The sequence below is a fragment of the Bradyrhizobium elkanii USDA 76 genome (assembly GCF_023278185.1).
Classification (GTDB): domain Bacteria; phylum Pseudomonadota; class Alphaproteobacteria; order Rhizobiales; family Xanthobacteraceae; genus Bradyrhizobium; species Bradyrhizobium elkanii.
The window spans coordinates 8337906-8353481 of sequence record NZ_CP066356.1 but is presented as its reverse complement, the minus strand read 5'-3'; the positions used below and the strand labels follow the sequence as shown (position 1 = coordinate 8353481).

Here is a 15576-nt window from a genome sequence, read left to right as displayed (position 1 = left end):
TGGCGTTGCAGAAGCCGGGATTTCGCGACAATTGACCGGAGCATGCACGATGAGACTCTTGATCGAGATCGCGGCCGCGGCGTTGCTCGTGGTGTGCATCACGGCGACCAGCGCAGCCGATGCAGCGGGCAGACCGGGCCGCAGCGCCGACGGCCTGAGTTGCGGCTTCAGCGTGGCGCAGAACGCATCGCCCGCCGCGCGCTGCGCCGCCATCAAGCGGCAATGCGGCGGCAAGTTCTACGCAAACGCCTGCGGCGACAAGCTGCTCTCGGCGGCGAACTAAGCGGCCGCGCAACGCGCTTTCGCGCGCAATCCGAAACACCGTGGTGATACGGATTTCCAAGCCTTAACGGAGCCTTTACAAACACAGCTGTCGCTCGTGGGGCGGGCACGTTTTTCAGCTCCGACGCATTTCATTCCGAAGCCATTTTCAACGGGCCGCTGACCTGGTCAGCGGCCCGAATTGCTTTGCGGGCAGGCATGCAGTGCCGCCCACATCGTCGTCCTGGCGAAAGCCGGACCCATTACCCCAATAGTCAGATGAGGCCCGACAGGTCGTTCCAATCCGGATTTTCCGCTTCGATCAGCTTGATCTTCCAATCGCGCTTCCAGAACTTCAGTTGCTTCTCGCGGGCGATCGCTTCCTGCGGCGTGGCGAATTCCTCGACATGGACGAGGCGGAAGACCTGATATTGGTACACAAACTTGGAGCCTCGGCCGGAACGATGCAGTTCGAGCCGCGGGCGAAGATCGTTCGTAACGCCGATGTAGATCGTGCCGTGATGCCGGCTTGCGAGGATGTAGACGTAATAGCTGCCAGCGGTGCTCATTCGTGGCCCAAGCTCGCGAGATGTCGGCCTATTGGGGTAATGGGTCCTGGCTTTCGCCAGGACGACGTCCGGGGGCGGTCTATAAACCAATCAGAACGAATTAAGAACACTTTAGCAAGTCTTTGATATATCATTGTGATTCGGCGGCTGCGCCGACACAATATCTATGGTCTTTCAGTCTCTGCGAGGACTACATGTCCACCATCGCCTTCGATCAATTCGCCCTGACCCGGATTGCCGATTTCGCGCGGTCGCTGTCGCGGCTGCACCAGGCCTCGCGCCGCCAGCCGATCGACGACGACCAGCTCGATCGCGAGTTCAACGCGGTCTGCATGTCGATCTGGGGCTACACCACGGATGATTTCAGCGACGAGCTGTTCTCGGACGAGGATCACGCCTGGCTCGACTCGCTCGATGAAGCGCATGCGCGGATTTTCGCCGGCGAGCAGGGTTATGATCTCGTCGACGATCACGGCATGCTGACGGACTGGTGGGGCTATTGCTGGATGATCCTCGCCGAGAAGCGCGGCATCCTCAATCCGGAGAACCGCGCGGCCGCGCGGGCCGCGATCGAGGAGAAATACATGGCCGCGCCGAACGTGATCGGCGTGATCGTGGCGCGCTGACAGGCGCTCAGCTCGAGGCCGTCAGTTCGCCTCGGCCCGCTTGGCGGGCTTCGCGCCGTTGCCCTTCGGCGCAACAGAAGACGGTGCCGACGGCGCCACATCGCGGCCGGTTTCCGGCAGGGGCGCGTCGCCCGCGATCTCGGCGCTGACGGGGGCGACCTTCATTTCGCCGAGCCGCGCACGGACTGCCGAGGTCAATCCGGGGTAGGAGGCGACCGGCGTGAAGTCGAAGGACTGCTCGTTGCCGACGCGGATGCCGGTGTAGGCGACGAGGCCGTCGGTGGTCGCGATCACGTCGCCGGCACGCAGCGAGGCATCGAGCGCGAGGTCGACCGGCGCGAGCCCCGCCGGGTCGCGGCCGTTGCAGGTGCAGTCGGCGCGCAACGCCTTGCGATAGGCGAAGGCGTTCTCGCTGTCGGCGTAGCGTTCGCCGGCGGTCGATGCGGCGCTGTCGATATGGCTGCCGTAATAGACCTTGGTCGCGCTCGCCGGACAGAAGGCCTGGCAGAGCTGCGCCGGCGTGGCGTTGCCGCGCATCGTCAGCGGAAAATATTTGCCGTCGCAGCTGCGCACGCAATATGCCGGTCCGGAACCGGCCACGCGCGGCGCCGAGATGGGGGCGGACGGCTGCCGCTCGGCCTGCTGGTTGAGGCCGAACGGGTCGGCGAAGAAATTGGCTTGCGGCGGCGCCTGCCGGCTCTGCTGCTTCTGGGAACCGCCGAAGAAGAAGTCGAACAGCCCCTCGGCCGAGACGGGCGCGGGCACCACCAGGATGGAACCCGCAAAGGCTGCGGCGGCCAGCATCACGCGGCGCCGCATGCGCCGATCACTCAACTCTGTACGCAACGCCAACTCCACCCGACGCGCCACGCCGCGGCGACAAGCTGCCCCGGCGGACTCACCTTAAGGCGGGATGGTAAACGAGCGATTGATTGAGGGTGACGGCGTCACATGAAACGCGCACCGCGCGGACTGCCTTTCACCTCGCCCCGCTTACGGCGGGCTATCGCATATGAGGTTTGAGGTGCAACGGCATCGGTACTGCGCCCCCTCTCCCGCTTGCGGGGGAGGGTTGGGGTGGGGGTTTCACCGCGATGGGACTCGTGGAAAGAGCCCCCACCCGGATCGCATCTGACGATGCGATCCGGCCTCCCCCGCAAGCGGGAGAGGCGAAGCGAGTTCGCGGATCGATCCAGTACAGGTCTCTCAACAGATGTAAGCGGGGAGAGAGCCCCAACCCTCTATGAGCGAGCTTCGCTCGTCTCGACCCCGCAAGAGCGGGGCGAGGGAGAAGAGAGACCGTCAGTCCTTCAGGAACTCGCCCGCCTTGTACAGCGCGCGGAACGGCAAGCCGGCTTCGGCAAACGTCTCGGTCGCGCCTTCCTCGCGGTCGACCATGGTGAAGACCAGGGCGATCTCGCCGCCGGCCTCGCGCACGGCTTCCACCGCCTTCAGCGCCGAGCCGCCTGTCGTGGTGACGTCCTCGACGATCACGATGCGCTTGCCCGCAAGGCTCTCGCCCTTCGCGAGCCCTTCGACGGAAAGCTTCGCGCCATGCTCCTTCGGCTTCTTGCGCACGAAGAACGCCGCGATCGGGTGGCCCTTCAGCCAGGACAGCTGCGCGATCGCGCCGGCCAGCGGCACCGCGCCCATCTCGAGCCCGCCGACGAAGTCGAGCTTGTCGTCCTTCAGCGCTTCATAGGTGAGCTCGGCGAGCAGCGCCGCGCCCTCGGGATCGAGCATCGTCGGCTTCAGGTTGAAATAGAAGTCGCTCTTGCGGCCCGACGCCAGCGTGATCTCGCCGCGGCCGAACGAACGCTTGCGGATGATCTCGGCGAGGCGGGCGCGGGAGGCTGATTTGGACAAAGACTTTTTCCCTTGAGGGTTTGAGGCGGGCGGCAATCTATCCACGCTTACTGGCACATTCCAGCGCGGAAATCGGGCCGTCAACAGTGCCCAAGCCGCGATTTCCGCGGGCGTGCTTTCCGGAAAGCGCGGTTGTGCGGCCGTTCCGTTCCCCGTAAGCAGGCGCCAAACACTCGGCCAAACACTTGCCCAAACACTTGCACGGGAAGCGGAAATGACCATCGAGCTGCACACCTGGAACACCCCCAACGGCCGCAAGATCTCCGTGGCGCTGGAGGAAATGGGCCTGCCCTACAAGGTGATCCCGGTGAACATCGGCAAGGGCGAACAGATGGCGCCCGCCTTCCTTGCGATCAGCCCGAACAACAAGATCCCGGCGATCGTCGATCCGGATGGGCCGGGCGGCAAGCCGGTCAGCATTTTCGAATCCGGCGCGATCCTGCTCTATCTCGGCGAGAAGACCGGCAAGTTCCTGCCGAAGCCGCTGGCGGAACGGATTCCGGTCTATGAGTGGCTGATGTGGCAGATGGGCGGCTTCGGCCCGATGCCGGGCCAGGTGCACCATTTCATCGCGCTGGAGAACGAGCAGGACCGCGCCTACGGCCTGAAACGCTACATGGCGGAGACGCGGCGACTCTACGGCGTGCTGGATCGCCGGCTTGATGGGCGCGAATTCGTTGCCGGCGATCTCTCGGTCGCCGATTTCGCCATCCTCGGCTGGGCCTGGCGCCATCCGCGCCACAAGGTCGAGCTGGCCGACTTCCCCAACGTCAAGCGCTGGTACGAGACGCTGATGGCCCGCCCGGCGACGAAGCGGGGCATGGAGGCGAAGCTGGATTGAGGAGAGGTCGTCATTGCCGGGCTTGACCCGGCAATCCATCCTCTTCGCAAGCGAGTCTTGACGCCTGCATGCGCAGGCGATGGATGCGCGGGTCAAACCCGTGCATGACGAGTCGGCTAGGCCCTTCGCGCCTCGAGCGCCATCTTCATCGCCAGTCCCGCCAGCACCGTGCCCATCAGCCAGCGCTGCACCAGCAGCCAGCTCGGGCGGGTGCCGAGGAACACCGCGATCGAACCGGCGGCCAGGGCGATCATCGCGTTGACGCTGACGCTGATCACGATCTGGATCGAGCCGAGCGCGAGCGACTGCGTCAGCACGCTGCCGCCGGCGGGATCGATGAACTGCGGCAGCAGCGCCAGATAAAGCATCGCGATCTTCGGGTTGAGCAGATTGGTGACGAAGCCCATCGCGAACAATTTGCGCGGGCCGTCGACCTTCAGCGCCTTGACCTGGAACGGCGAGCGGCCGCCGGGCTTCAATGCCTGCCACGCCAGCCAGAGCAGATAGCCCGCGCCGGCAAAGCGCAGCGCGTCATAGGCGTAGGGAATCGCAAACAGCAATGCGGTGATGCCGAACGCCGCGCACAGCATGTAGAACACGAAGCCGAGCGCCACGCCGCCGAGCGAGACGATGCCGGCCGCGGGCCCCTGCGTGATCGAGCGCGAGATCAGATAGATCATGTTCGGCCCCGGCGTCAGCACCATGCCGAGGCAGATGAGCGCAAAGCCGAGCAAAGCGGATGTGTGGGGCATGACGGGTCTCGCGAGGAATGCGCGCACTTCTAGCGTGTCATCCGCGGCGCGGCCATCTCGGAATTGCTCTCGGAGCAATGTGGTGGCGGCGGTGCAAGGGCTCCCTCTCCCGCTTGCGGGGGAGGGCGGGGTGGGGGTGCCTCCGCGCAGAGTCTTTCAGCGGAGAGAGCCCCCACCCGCCGCGCTTCGCGCGTCGGCCTCCCCCGCAAGCGGGAGAGGCGAAGGAGCCGCTAATGCGCCTCGTCCCAGTTGTTCGCGGCGCGGGCGTCGACCTGCAGCGGCAGCGACAGGATCACCGCTGGGAACGGCGCGTCCTGCATCACCTTCTGCACCACCGGCAGCGTCGCCGCGACCTCGTCGTCCGGCACCTCGAAGATCAGTTCGTCATGCACCTGCAAAAGCATCTGCGCCGAGAGCTTTTTCTCGGTCAGCGCGTCCTCGACGCGGATCATGGCGCGGCGGATGATGTCGGCCGCGGTGCCCTGCAGGCGCGCATTGATCGCGGCGCGTTCGTTGAAGGCGCGCACCGAGGCGTTGGAGGCCTTGATGTCGGGGTAGTAGCACTTGCGCCCGAACAGCGTCGTCACATAGCCGTTGCGGCGGCAGAAATCCTTGGTCTCGTCCATATAGGCGCGGATGCCCGGGAAGCGCTCGAAGTATTTCTTGATGTAGGCCGAGGCCTCCTCGCGGGCGATGCCGAGCTGGTTGGCGAGGCCGAACGCCGAGATGCCGTAGATGATGCCGAAATTGATCGCCTTGGCGCGGCGGCGCACCTCGCTCGGCATGTCCTTGATCGGCACGCCGAACATTTCGGAGGCGGTCATGGCGTGAATGTCGAGCCCGTCGCGGAATGCCTGGCGCAGCACCGGCACGTCGGCGATCTCGGCGAGCAGCCGCAACTCGATCTGCGAGTAGTCGGCCGACACCAGCTTGTGGCCGGGCGTTGCGATGAAGGCGCGGCGGATCTTGCGGCCGTCCTCGGTACGAACCGGGATGTTCTGCAGGTTCGGCTCGTTCGACGACAGCCGGCCCGTGGTGGTCGCGGCCAGCGCGTAGGTGGTGTGGACGCGATGGGTCTGCGGATTGACGTAGGTCGGCAGCGCGTCGGTATAGGTCGACTTCAGCTTCGAGACCTGGCGCCACTCCAGGATCTTCTTCGGGAATTCGTGGCCCTGCTCGGCGAGCTCGTCGAGCACCTGCGCGGTGGTCGACCACGCGCCGGTCTTGGTCTTGCTGCCGCCGGGCAATCCCATCTTGCCGAAGATGATGTCGCCGATCTGCTTCGGGCTGCCGACATTGACCGGCTCGCCGGCGATCTCCTGGATCTCGGCCTCGACGCGCGCCGCGGTCTGGGCGAAATCGCCCGACAGCCGCGACAGCACCTGGCGGTCGATCGAGATGCCGCGCCGCTCCATCCGCGCCAGCACCGAGACCAGCGGCCGCTCCAGCGTCTCGTACACCGTCGCCATCCGCTCGGCGACGAGACGCGGCTTCAGCACCCGCCACAGCCGCAGGATCACGTCGGCGCTTTCGGCCGCATATTCGCTGGCCTTGTCGATCGTGACCTGATCGAAGGTCAGCTTGCCCTTGCCGCTGCCGACGAGGCCGCCGTAATTGACGACGGCGTGGCCGAACCAGCGCTCGGCGAGCGCCTCCAGCGCATGCGAGCCGCGGCCCGCATCGAGCGCGTAGCTCATCAGCTGCGCATCGTCGATGTTGCGCAGCGTGATTCCGTGCTGCGCCAGCATCACCGAGGTGAACTTGACGTCGAAGCCGACCTTCTGGATGCCGACGGACTCCAGCAGCGGCTTGAGCGCCGCCAGCGCCTCGGCCGTCTTGATCTGGCCGGGCGCGAGGCCGGCGTCGAACAGGCCCGCGCCGCCGCCGGCCTGCCGGTGGCTGAGCGGGACGTAACACGCATCGTTCGGCGCCAGCGCCAGCGCAAGGCCCGAGAGCTCGCCCTGCATCGGGTCGATCGATTCCGACATCGCCTCGATCGCGACGTAGCCGGTGTCGGGCACGCGGGCGATGAAGGCGTTGAGCTGCTCGAGGCTGCCGATCGCCCGATACGCCTTGCGCTCGAAGCCGGTCTTCCGGATCGCCTCGCCGCGGGCCTCGGCCAGCGTCGCCGGGGTGCCCTTCAGGCTCGAATTCTTGTCGTCACGCGCGCCGGTCGGCTTGGCTTTCGGCAGCGGTGCCGCGGCCGATGTCGGCGCGTCTCCGGGCGCCGGCGTCACATCCGACGACGGCAATGGCGAGAACACGCTCGCGCCGCTCTTGTTGCCGGGATCGGCATCGACATTGGCCGGGTCGATCTGCGCGTAGTCGGCGACGCGGCGGGTGAGGGTGGTGAACTCCATCGCCTTGAGGAAGGCGATCAGCCGGCGCGAGTCGGGCTCGTTCACGGCGAGGTCGTCGAGCGGCACTTCGAGCTCGACCTTGTCGTCGAGCAGCACGAGCTGGCGCGAGATCCGCGCCTTCTCGGCGTTCTCGAGCAGCGCCTCGCGCCGCTTCGGCTGCTTGATCTCGCCGGCGCGGAACAGCAGCTGATCGAGATCGCCATATTCGATGATCAGCTGCGCGGCGGTCTTGATGCCGATGCCGGGCACGCCGGGCACGTTGTCGGTGGAGTCGCCGGCCAGTGCCTGCACCTCGACCACCTTCTCCGGCGGCACGCCGAACTTCTCGATCACCTCGTCGCGGCCGATGCGGCGATCCTTCATCGTGTCGTACATCACGACCTTGTCGTTGACGAGCTGCATCAGATCCTTGTCCGATGACACGATCGTCGTGGTCGCGCCGCGCTCGCTGGCGAGCCGCGCATAGGTCGCGATCAGATCGTCGGCCTCGAAGCCGACCTGCTCGAGGCAGGGCAGTTCGAAGGCGCGCACCGCCTCGCGGATCAGCGCGAATTGCGGGATCAAATCGTCGGGCGCCGGCGGCCGGTGCGCCTTGTAGTCGGGATAGAGCTTGTTGCGGAACGTGATCTCCGACTTGTCGAACACGATCGCCAGATGCGTCGGCCGGTTGTCCTCGGGCATGTCGCGCAGCAGCTTCCACAGCATGTTGCAGAAGCCGAGCACGGCGTTGACCTGCAGCCCGTCGGATTTGCGGTTCAGCGGCGGCAGCGCGTGGTAGGCGCGGAAGATGTAGGACGAGCCGTCGACCAGGAAGACATGGTCGCCCTTCGCCGTGGCCTTGGCGGCAACGGGCTTGGGGGCGGTCTTCGATGCGGGCTTGGCGGGGGCTTTGGAGGCTGTTTTCGGCATGGCCGAAACTTAGGGATTTTTGCGCGGATTGACAGCCTTTGTGTCGCTGAATCCGCCGGTGCCACACAATCAAATCGTCGTCCCGGCGAAGGCCGGGACCCATAACCACAGCCGTTCGCTGTTGGAGCTCGCTGTGGCCCTATCGTCGTCTCACCACAGGTAGTCGGGGTAATGGGTCCCGGCTTTCGCCGGGACGACAATCAGGCCTTGTCCCCGGTCGGCGAGAACAGGTAGCCGCCGCCGCGGATGGTGCGGATCACCGACGGCTTGGTCGGGTCGAATTCGATCTTGCGGCGGATGCGCATGATGCGCAGGTCGACGGCACGGTCGAAGGCTTCCGCGTCGCGCGCATTGGCGAGTTCCAGGAGCCGCTCGCGCGACAGCACCCGCTTCGGGTTGGCCGCGAACACCTTCAGGAGGCCGAATTCGGAGGCCGTCAGCGGATGCTCGTTGCCCTCGTCGTCGCGCAGCGCCTGGGCCTCGAGATCGAGCCATTTGGTGCCGAACCGCACCAGCTGCTCCTTTTCGGCCTTCGCACTCGCCGGTTCCGGCGTCGCCGTCTTCGCCGGCCCGCTCCGCCGCAGCACCGAGCGGATGCGCGCCATCAGCTCGCGCAATTCGCAGGGCTTGGCCACATAGTCGTCGGCGCCGAGCTCCAGCCCGACGACCCGGTCGATCGGGCTGGCAGTAGCTGTCAGCATGATGACGGGGACGTTGATCTTGCTCTTGAGGTCGCGAATGATCGACAGTCCGTCCTCCTCGGGCATGTTGAGGTCCAGCACCACGAGATCGGGCGTGCAGCCCTCGATCTCCTTGCGCAGGCTCTTGCCGCCATCACACAGCGTCACGCCGAAGCCGTGCATCTTGAGGTAATCGCCGACCATTTCGCGGGCCGGCGCCTCATCGTCCACGATGAAGATATGCGGGTTCTGGCTCATGATGTCTCTGTCGCCGGCAGTGTAACCGTAAAGGTCGACCCCTGTCCGGGGCCCGGGCTCTGCGCGGTCACATGGCCGCCATGCATGTCGATGATGCGCTTGACGATGGAGAGGCCGAGGCCGGTCGAGCTCTCGCCCGCGGTCGGCTTGGCCGACAGCCGCTGGAACCGGCCGAACAGCCGGCCGAGATCCTCGGGGCTTAGGCCGGGACCCTGGTCGACGATCCGGATCACGGTGTCGTCGCCCTCATGGCTGACCGTGACCGTGATCTTGCCGCCGATCGGCGAGTACTTGATGGCGTTGCTGACGAGGTTGTCGATCGCCTCGCGGATCCGGTCGGCGTCGCACATCGTGACGAATTGCTGCGGCCCCGAAACCGAGATGCTCTGCTGCTTGTTGACGGCCGAGGGCAAATTGGCCTCGGTGACCTCGTTGACCAGGGCCGCGACGTCGACCGGCTCGCGGCGGATGGTGATGTCGAAGGCATCGGCCATCGCGTCAGAGATCAGATGGTCGACCATCGAGGTCAGCCGCTTGGTGGCGTCGCGGATGTGCTCGACCTGCGAGGTGACGTTTTCCTTCGGCGAGCCGGCGCCGATCAGTTCGGTCAGCATCTCGGTGCGGCCGAGGATCACGCCGAGCGGGTTCTTCAGGTCGTGGGCGACGGTGCCGAGGATCTCGTTCTTGAAGCCGTTGGCGCGCTGCAGCCGCAGCCATTGCGCCGAGAGCCGCCGGTTGGCCTGCATCAGCGCGCGGGTGCGCTGCGCGACGCGGTCCTCGAGCTGGGTGTTGGCCTCGTGCAGCTGCTGGTAGAGGATCACGTTGTCGAACGCGATCGACAGCCGGCTCGAGAAGATCTCGACCAGCGCACGGTCGGTGTCGGAGAGCTGGCGCTCGGCCTGCAGCAGCACCACGACCTCGCGGCCGCTGCCGGTGCGCGAATAGAGCACGCTGCGGTGGTCGGCGAACTCGTTCTTGCGGCGCTGGAACGCTTCCTCCACCATGTGCCGCAGGTCCGGATCGAGCGCCTTCGACGAGGTGGTGCCGATGAAGCGGCTGTAGCAGCCCGAGCAGGCCAGCACCGAGAAATCGGCCGCGGCCGCGTTGCCGTCGTCGCGCAGCACCAGGATCCCCGCGCAATCGACATTGAGCAGCGAGGCGAGTTGCGTCAGCACACCTTCGGCGAGCCGCTGCATCGACTTGAAGTCGTACAGCGTCGAGGCCGCGTCGATGATGATCTCGAGCCCGCGCCGTGTCTGCACCATGCGCTCGAGCTGCTGGTAGCTGCGCAGCGCGGCGGTCAGCGACGTGAACAGCTTGTCGGCGGTGAGCTCGGTCTTCGCCTTGTAGTCGTTGATGTCGTACTGCACGATGACGCGCCGTTCCGGCGCCTGGCCGGGCTGGCCGGTGCGCAGGATGATGCGCACGGTCTCGTTCTTGATCTCGTTGCGGATGAACTCGACGAGCTCGAGGCCGGCGACGTCGGTCTCCATGATGACGTCGAGCAGCACGGCTGCGATGTCGGGGTTGTCCCGCATCAGCGTGCGGCCTTCGGCCGCAGAGTAGGCCGAGAGGATCTCCAGCGTCGAACCGTTCAGGTTGTAGTCGCTCAGCGCGAAGCGGGTGCCTTCATGGACGGCGTGATCGTCGTCGATGACGGCGATCTTCCATTTGCGGGCCGACGAGTCCTCCGGGGGGCTCTCGGTATCGTCGATCAGTTGGAGGACATCGTCCTGTTCGGCCATTGACTGGTTCCGTCGGCTGCTGCGTCAGCGATCGTGGGCTCGCCCTTGGCAGCCCCCTTGGCGATCCTGGGCATGATAATGCGAAAAGTGGTGCCTTGTCCTACCCTTGACTCCAGCATCATGCGTCCACCGAGCTGCTGGGTGACGAGGTTATAGACGATGTGGAGGCCAAGGCCCGTACCACCTTCGTTGCGGCGCGTCGTAAAGAACGGGTCGAACGCCTGCCGCTGCACGTCCGGCGTCATGCCAGCCCCGTCGTCCGCGAAGATGATCTCCACATCGTCGGCGCCGCGCCCGCGCGCCGAGATGGTGATGGTGCCGGAGCGGCCATCGGCAAAGGCATGATTGACGGCGTTGAGGAAAAGATTGGTTAAGATCTGCCCATAGGCGCCGGGATAGCCGTCGATCAGGAGCCCCTCGGGCACATCGACCGACAGCGCGATCGCGGCCTTCTTCAGCACCGGCCGCAGGCTCGCCACGATCTGGTCGGTGGATTCGCTCAAGGCAAACTGCCGGCGCTCGGCATGCGAGCGATCGACTGCGACCTGCTTGAACGACTGGATCAGCTCGCCGGCGCGCTGCAGGTTCGCGACCAGTTGCTGCGATGCGTCACGCGAGGCGCGCACGAACTCGTCGAGCTTGGAGCGGCGCAGCGGCTCGGTCTTCAGGTCGTTCTCGAACATCTCGCTGCGGCGGGCAAAGCTCGAGGCCACCGTCAGGCTGATGCCGATCGGGTTGTTGACCTCGTGCGCGACGCCGGCAACGAGGCCGCCGAGCGCGGCGAGACGCTCGGCATCGATCAGGTTCTGCTGCGCGGTATTGAGCTCGAGCAGCGCGCTTTCGGCCTCCTCCTTGGCGGTGCGCAGCTCGTCCTCGGTCTTGCGCTTGGCGATCGCGTTTTCGCGGAACACTTCGACCGCACGCGCCATGGCGCCGACCTCGTCCTTGGCCGAGGTGCCCTGCACCGGCCGGTCGAGGTCCCCCGAGGTGATGGTGCGCATCGCGGCCATGATCTGCGCCAGCGGCAGGCGGATCGACAGCGCGATCATGACGCCGGCCGACATGATGACGCCGAGGAAGATCACGGCAATCGACAGCACCCGGCGCGAGATCGAGGTCAGCGTCTTGTCGAACGTCTCCTGCGCCTTCTGCTCGCGCTGGCGCATCTTCACCGAGAGATCGTCGATCGCGCCGATCGCATCCGCCTGGCTGGCGTCGATCGAGTTGCGCAGCAGATCGGTGCGGTTGGTGAGCTGCTCGCTGAGCTTGCCGAGCCCGTCGCGCAGCTCGGCGGTCTTGACCTTGAGCCGCGCCAGCGCCATGCGCTGCAGATCGTTCTCGGCCAGATCGGTCATGACGGGAATCGTCCGCTCGATCGTATCGATGTTGCGGCGGGCTTCCTCGGCCGACGATGAGGCTAGCGAGAGGTAGTAGGCGTTGGCGGCGACCAGCAGCGAGGTGAACGCTTCGCGCGACTTGCCGAGCGCGGGCCAGATCAGTGCGTCGCGATGGCCGGTCGCGCCCTCGATGATCGAATAGAGCCCGGCCATGTCCTTGGTCGGCGACAGCACCTGCTCGTCATAGGTCTTGGCGATTCTGGTCTGCACGGTGCGCAGCTCGCCGAAGCCGTCGAGGAAGCGGCTGGTGACGCGCTCCAGCTGCTCGACCGAGCCGGACAGCATCGGGTCGGTCGAGGCCCGGTTGGTCAGCGTGCCGAGCACGGCCTCGCGGAGCAGCAGGATTTCCGCGAACAGGTCCGGGCTCGGCTGGTTGATGTAGCGATGGATCAGGTTCTGCAGGCGGCTGGTCTCGCTTTCGAGCTTGGCCAGGATCTTGTCGGATTCCCGCACCTGGCGGACATCCTCCCAGGCCGAGCCGAGCACCTTCGAGCCGTTCCAGATCAGCACCGCCAGCACGATCACCACCGCGGAGTTGAGCAGGGCGATCGAAAGGATGCGCCAGCGGATCGGCACCGCACGCAGCAGCTGGACGATGCGGAAACGGCCCTGCGGCCCGAAGGCCGCCCGCCGTCGCATCGTCCCGTCCTGCTTTGCTGCGTCCAAGATCCGGTTACTCCATGTTGCGGATGCGTTCGATCAGCGCCGATGTCGCGGGATCGCGCTCGGCCCTGGCGTAGATGCCGGCCATTGCAGCTTCGAACGGCTTGCGGTCGATGTCGGTCACGATCTCGACGCCCGCCAGCTCCGCCTGCTTGCGCGAGCGCTCCTCGAGCTCCCGCCACCTCTCGCGCATGTAGACGCTGGAGCGCTGCGCGGCCTCGCGGAAGATCGCCTGCTCCTCGGGCGAGAGGCTGGCCCAGGCCTTTTGCGACATCAGCAGCACGTCCGGACTGAAAGTGTGTTGGGTCAACGTGTAGTAGCGGGCGTGTTTGTAGTGACCGGTGGTGACGAAGGACGCCCAGTTGTTCTCGGCGCCGTCGATCAGTCCGGTGGCGAATCCGGTCAGTACCTGGCCGTAGGGCATCTGGACCGGCTGGGCGCCGAGCGCGCGCATCACGTCCGACATCCGTTCGGATTGCTGCACGCGCAGCCGCAGTCCCTTGACGTCGTCGAGCGAATGGACCGGATGGACGCTGTTATAGATCGAGCGGGCGCCGGAATCGTAGAAGGCCAGCCCGACGAAGCCGTGAGCCCCGAGACTGTTCAGGATCTCGCTGCCGATCGGTCCATCCAGCACGTTCTGCAGGTGTTCGGGCGATCGAAACAGGAACGGCATTGCCAGCACGTTGACCGACGGCACCATTGTCCCGATCAGCGCGACATTGGTCCGGTTCAGGTCGATGGCGCCGGCCCGGGTCTGCTCCAGCGTCTCCCTTTCCTCACCGAGCTGGCGGGAATGGAAGACCACGATGCGGTGCCGGCCGGCGGTGCGTTCGGCGATCAGGCGATCCATGTAATTCAGCGCCTGGACGGTCGGATAGTCCTCATTCTGGGTATCGGCGGTGCGGAATTCGCGCGCAAAAGCGCTCGCCGGGACCGCTGCCCATGACAGCGCGACGGCAAGCATCGTTATCCGCGAAAGGCCGGCGCGGCGGTACACAGGCTACAATTCCCCTTGTGATTTGTGTCCAGGGCGGGAAGAAAAGGTTCAACGCATTTTTAGCAGAATGGCGCTGGTTCGCCATCGGCCAAACGTTAAATCCGCGGTGCAACCTGCGGTGTCGGTTGAATCTGCGGTTGTGGCGCCTTATGAGGGCGTGTTGGCATCCGGGAACGGCTCGTCGTGAAGTTCGCTTTGAAGCTCGCCTTGAAGCTTTTGCACCTCGTCGTCGCGGCTCTTCTGCTTGTGTCGCCGGCGCGGGCGGCCACCGAGATCATGTGGTGGCACGCGATGTCGGGCGAGCTCGGCAAACAGCTCGAGAAGCTTGCCGCCGATTTCAACGCCTCGCAATCCGACTACCGGATCGTGCCCGCCTACAAGGGCAACTACACCGAGACCGTCACCGCGGCGATCTTCGCCTTCCGCTCGCGCAGCCAGCCGGCGATCGTACAGGTCAACGAGATCGCGACCGCAACCATGATGGCGGCCCGCGGCGCGATCTATCCGGTGTTCGAGCTGATGCGCGATCAATCCGAGGCATTCGCGCCGTCGGCCTATCTGCCCGCGGTGGCCGGCTACTATGCCGATGTCGACGGCAACATGCTGTCGTTCCCCTTCAATGCCTCGACGCCGATCCTCTACTACAACAAGGATATGTTCCGGTCCGCCGGGCTCGATCCGGGTGTGCCGCCGAGGACCTGGCCGGAGCTCGGCGTGGTGGCCAAGCGGCTGCGCGCGGCGGGCGCGATGTGCGGCGTGACCACGTCGTGGCCGTCCTGGATCAATGTCGAGAACTTCTCCGCCTTCCACAATCTGCCGATCGCAACCAAGGCCAACGGGTTTTCCGGGCTCGACGCGCAGCTGATCTTCAACAATCCGCTGGTGGTGCGCCACATCGCGCAGCTCGCGCAGTGGCAGGCCGACAAGACCTTCGACTACAGCGGCCGCGGGCAGGCGGCCGAGCCGCGTTTCCAGAAGGGCGAATGCGGCATCTTCATCGGTTCGTCGGGCACGCGCGCCGACATCAGGGCCAATTCCAAATTCGAGGTCGGCTACGGCATGATGCCGTACGAACCCGACGTGCAGGGCGCGCCGCAGAACTCGATCATCGGCGGCGCGACGCTGTGGGTGCTGCGCGACCGGCCGCGCGCCGAGTATGCCGGCGTGGCGAAGTTCTTCGCCTATCTGTCGCGGCCGGAGGTGCAGGCCGCCTGGCACCAGAACACGGGCTATCTGCCGATCACCCGCGCCGCATTCGATCTGACCCGCGCGCAGGGTTTCTACGATCGCAATCCCGGCGCCTCGATCTCGATCGAGGAGGTGACGCTGAAGCCGCCGACCGACCATTCGAAGGGCATCCGCCTCGGCTCGTTCGTCCTGATCCGCGATGTGATCGAGGAGGAGCTCGAGCAGGTGTTTTCAGGCAAGCGTTCGGCGCAGGCCGCGATGGACAATGCCGTCGAGCGCGGCAACCGCCTGCTGCGCCAGTTCGAGCGCGCCAATCCGGATAGGTGAGGGGCATCCAGACTGCTCAACTGCTTCTCCGTCATCCTGAGAGGATGTGAATGTATCGCTCGCAAGCGGCGCCACACACTCAGGGTCGTCCTGGCGAAAGCCAGGACCCATTACCCCGGCTGCTCATCGTTGCG

Annotated in this window: 13 protein-coding genes; 4 read left to right on the top strand and 9 right to left on the bottom strand. The window is 65.7% G+C overall.

The genetic code is table 11. From position 1 onward, the window contains the following. Positions 1-49: 49 nt before the first annotated feature. On the top strand, positions 50-283 hold the full coding sequence (locus tag JEY66_RS39565; RefSeq protein WP_016843279.1) for a hypothetical protein: 234 nt from the start codon (positions 50-52) through the stop codon (positions 281-283). A 253-nt stretch (positions 284-536) separates the two neighbouring features. Here the strand turns inward: JEY66_RS39565 and JEY66_RS39560 are convergent, their stop codons facing one another. Then, positions 537-830 carry a GIY-YIG nuclease family protein gene (locus JEY66_RS39560; protein ID WP_016843278.1) on the bottom strand — a complete coding sequence of 98 codons (294 nt, stop codon included), beginning with the start codon at positions 828-830 and terminating at the stop codon, positions 537-539. Between the two features lie 194 nt (positions 831-1024). Here JEY66_RS39560 and JEY66_RS39555 point away from each other — a divergent pair, with 194 nt between their 5' ends. Then, on the top strand, positions 1025-1456 hold the full coding sequence (locus tag JEY66_RS39555; RefSeq protein WP_016843277.1) for a hypothetical protein: 432 nt from the start codon (positions 1025-1027) through the stop codon (positions 1454-1456). 21 nt (positions 1457-1477) lie between these two features. On the opposite strand, the gene JEY66_RS39550 is transcribed toward JEY66_RS39555, so the two are convergent. Both JEY66_RS39550 and pyrE read right to left on the bottom strand, forming a co-directional pair. Further along, a complete protein-coding gene (locus JEY66_RS39550) occupies positions 1478-2275 on the bottom strand; it encodes a DUF2865 domain-containing protein (protein WP_016843276.1) in 798 nt (265 codons plus the stop codon). A 483-nt stretch (positions 2276-2758) separates the two neighbouring features. Next, the gene (pyrE, locus tag JEY66_RS39545) at positions 2759-3322 is read right to left on the bottom strand and encodes an orotate phosphoribosyltransferase (protein WP_018269561.1); all 564 of its coding nucleotides are present in this window, start codon (positions 3320-3322) and stop codon (positions 2759-2761) included. Between the two features lie 214 nt (positions 3323-3536). On the opposite strand from pyrE, the gene JEY66_RS39540 reads away from it, so the two are divergent. Then, complete coding sequence (locus JEY66_RS39540; protein ID WP_016841252.1) at positions 3537-4163, top strand: glutathione S-transferase family protein; 627 nt, start codon at positions 3537-3539, stop codon at positions 4161-4163. A gap of 116 nt (positions 4164-4279) precedes the next feature. Here the strand turns inward: JEY66_RS39540 and JEY66_RS39535 are convergent, their stop codons facing one another. The 6 genes from JEY66_RS39535 to JEY66_RS39510 all read right to left on the bottom strand — a co-directional run bounded on the left by JEY66_RS39535 (position 4280) and on the right by JEY66_RS39510 (position 13894). Continuing rightward, positions 4280-4915 carry a LysE family translocator gene (locus tag JEY66_RS39535; RefSeq protein ID WP_026192149.1) on the bottom strand — a complete coding sequence of 212 codons (636 nt, stop codon included), beginning with the start codon at positions 4913-4915 and terminating at the stop codon, positions 4280-4282. A 230-nt stretch (positions 4916-5145) separates the two neighbouring features. After that, the gene (gene polA, locus JEY66_RS39530; RefSeq protein ID WP_018269562.1) at positions 5146-8184 is read right to left on the bottom strand and encodes a DNA polymerase I; all 3039 of its coding nucleotides are present in this window, start codon (positions 8182-8184) and stop codon (positions 5146-5148) included. A 200-nt stretch (positions 8185-8384) separates the two neighbouring features. Next, entirely contained in the window at positions 8385-9122 is a 738-nt protein-coding gene (locus JEY66_RS39525) for a response regulator (protein ID WP_016847582.1), read from the bottom strand. Beyond that, the gene (locus JEY66_RS39520) at positions 9119-10867 is read right to left on the bottom strand and encodes an ATP-binding response regulator (RefSeq protein WP_016847581.1); all 1749 of its coding nucleotides are present in this window, start codon (positions 10865-10867) and stop codon (positions 9119-9121) included. Before JEY66_RS39520 ends, JEY66_RS39525 begins: the two co-directional genes overlap by 4 nt. Then, positions 10837-12903: a sensor histidine kinase gene (locus tag JEY66_RS39515; RefSeq protein ID WP_016847580.1), complete on the bottom strand. Its 2067-nt coding sequence runs from the start codon at positions 12901-12903 to the stop codon at positions 10837-10839. Before JEY66_RS39515 ends, JEY66_RS39520 begins: the two co-directional genes overlap by 31 nt. Positions 12904-12937: 34 nt before the next feature. Further along, entirely contained in the window at positions 12938-13894 is a 957-nt protein-coding gene (locus JEY66_RS39510; RefSeq protein WP_050994294.1) for a TRAP transporter substrate-binding protein, read from the bottom strand. Positions 13895-14122: 228 nt separating this feature from the next. Here JEY66_RS39510 and ugpB point away from each other — a divergent pair, with 228 nt between their 5' ends. Further along, positions 14123-15442 (top strand): sn-glycerol-3-phosphate ABC transporter substrate-binding protein UgpB, encoded by a 1320-nt coding sequence (ugpB, locus tag JEY66_RS39505; protein ID WP_026192150.1) that lies wholly within the window; start codon positions 14123-14125, stop codon positions 15440-15442. The last annotated feature ends 134 nt before the right edge of the window (positions 15443-15576 follow it).

Bases quoted from the DNA above. Each gene is read 5' to 3' on its own strand.
- JEY66_RS39565 (WP_016843279.1), top strand. From the start codon at position 50: ATGAGACTCTTGATCGAGATCGCGGCCGCGGCGTTGCTCGTGGTGTGC.
- JEY66_RS39560 (WP_016843278.1), bottom strand. From the start codon at position 830: ATGAGCACCGCTGGCAGCTATTACGTCTACATCCTCGCAAGCCGGCAT.
- JEY66_RS39555 (WP_016843277.1), top strand. From the start codon at position 1,025: ATGTCCACCATCGCCTTCGATCAATTCGCCCTGACCCGGATTGCCGAT.
- JEY66_RS39550 (WP_016843276.1), bottom strand. From the start codon at position 2,275: ATGCGGCGCCGCGTGATGCTGGCCGCCGCAGCCTTTGCGGGTTCCATC.
- JEY66_RS39540 (WP_016841252.1), top strand. From the start codon at position 3,537: ATGACCATCGAGCTGCACACCTGGAACACCCCCAACGGCCGCAAGATC.
- JEY66_RS39535 (WP_026192149.1), bottom strand. From the start codon at position 4,915: ATGCCCCACACATCCGCTTTGCTCGGCTTTGCGCTCATCTGCCTCGGC.
- polA (WP_018269562.1), bottom strand. From the start codon at position 8,184: ATGCCGAAAACAGCCTCCAAAGCCCCCGCCAAGCCCGCATCGAAGACC.
- JEY66_RS39525 (WP_016847582.1), bottom strand. From the start codon at position 9,122: ATGAGCCAGAACCCGCATATCTTCATCGTGGACGATGAGGCGCCGGCC.
- JEY66_RS39520 (WP_016847581.1), bottom strand. From the start codon at position 10,867: ATGGCCGAACAGGACGATGTCCTCCAACTGATCGACGATACCGAGAGC.
- JEY66_RS39515 (WP_016847580.1), bottom strand. From the start codon at position 12,903: ATGCGACGGCGGGCGGCCTTCGGGCCGCAGGGCCGTTTCCGCATCGTC.
- JEY66_RS39510 (WP_050994294.1), bottom strand. From the start codon at position 13,894: ATGCTTGCCGTCGCGCTGTCATGGGCAGCGGTCCCGGCGAGCGCTTTT.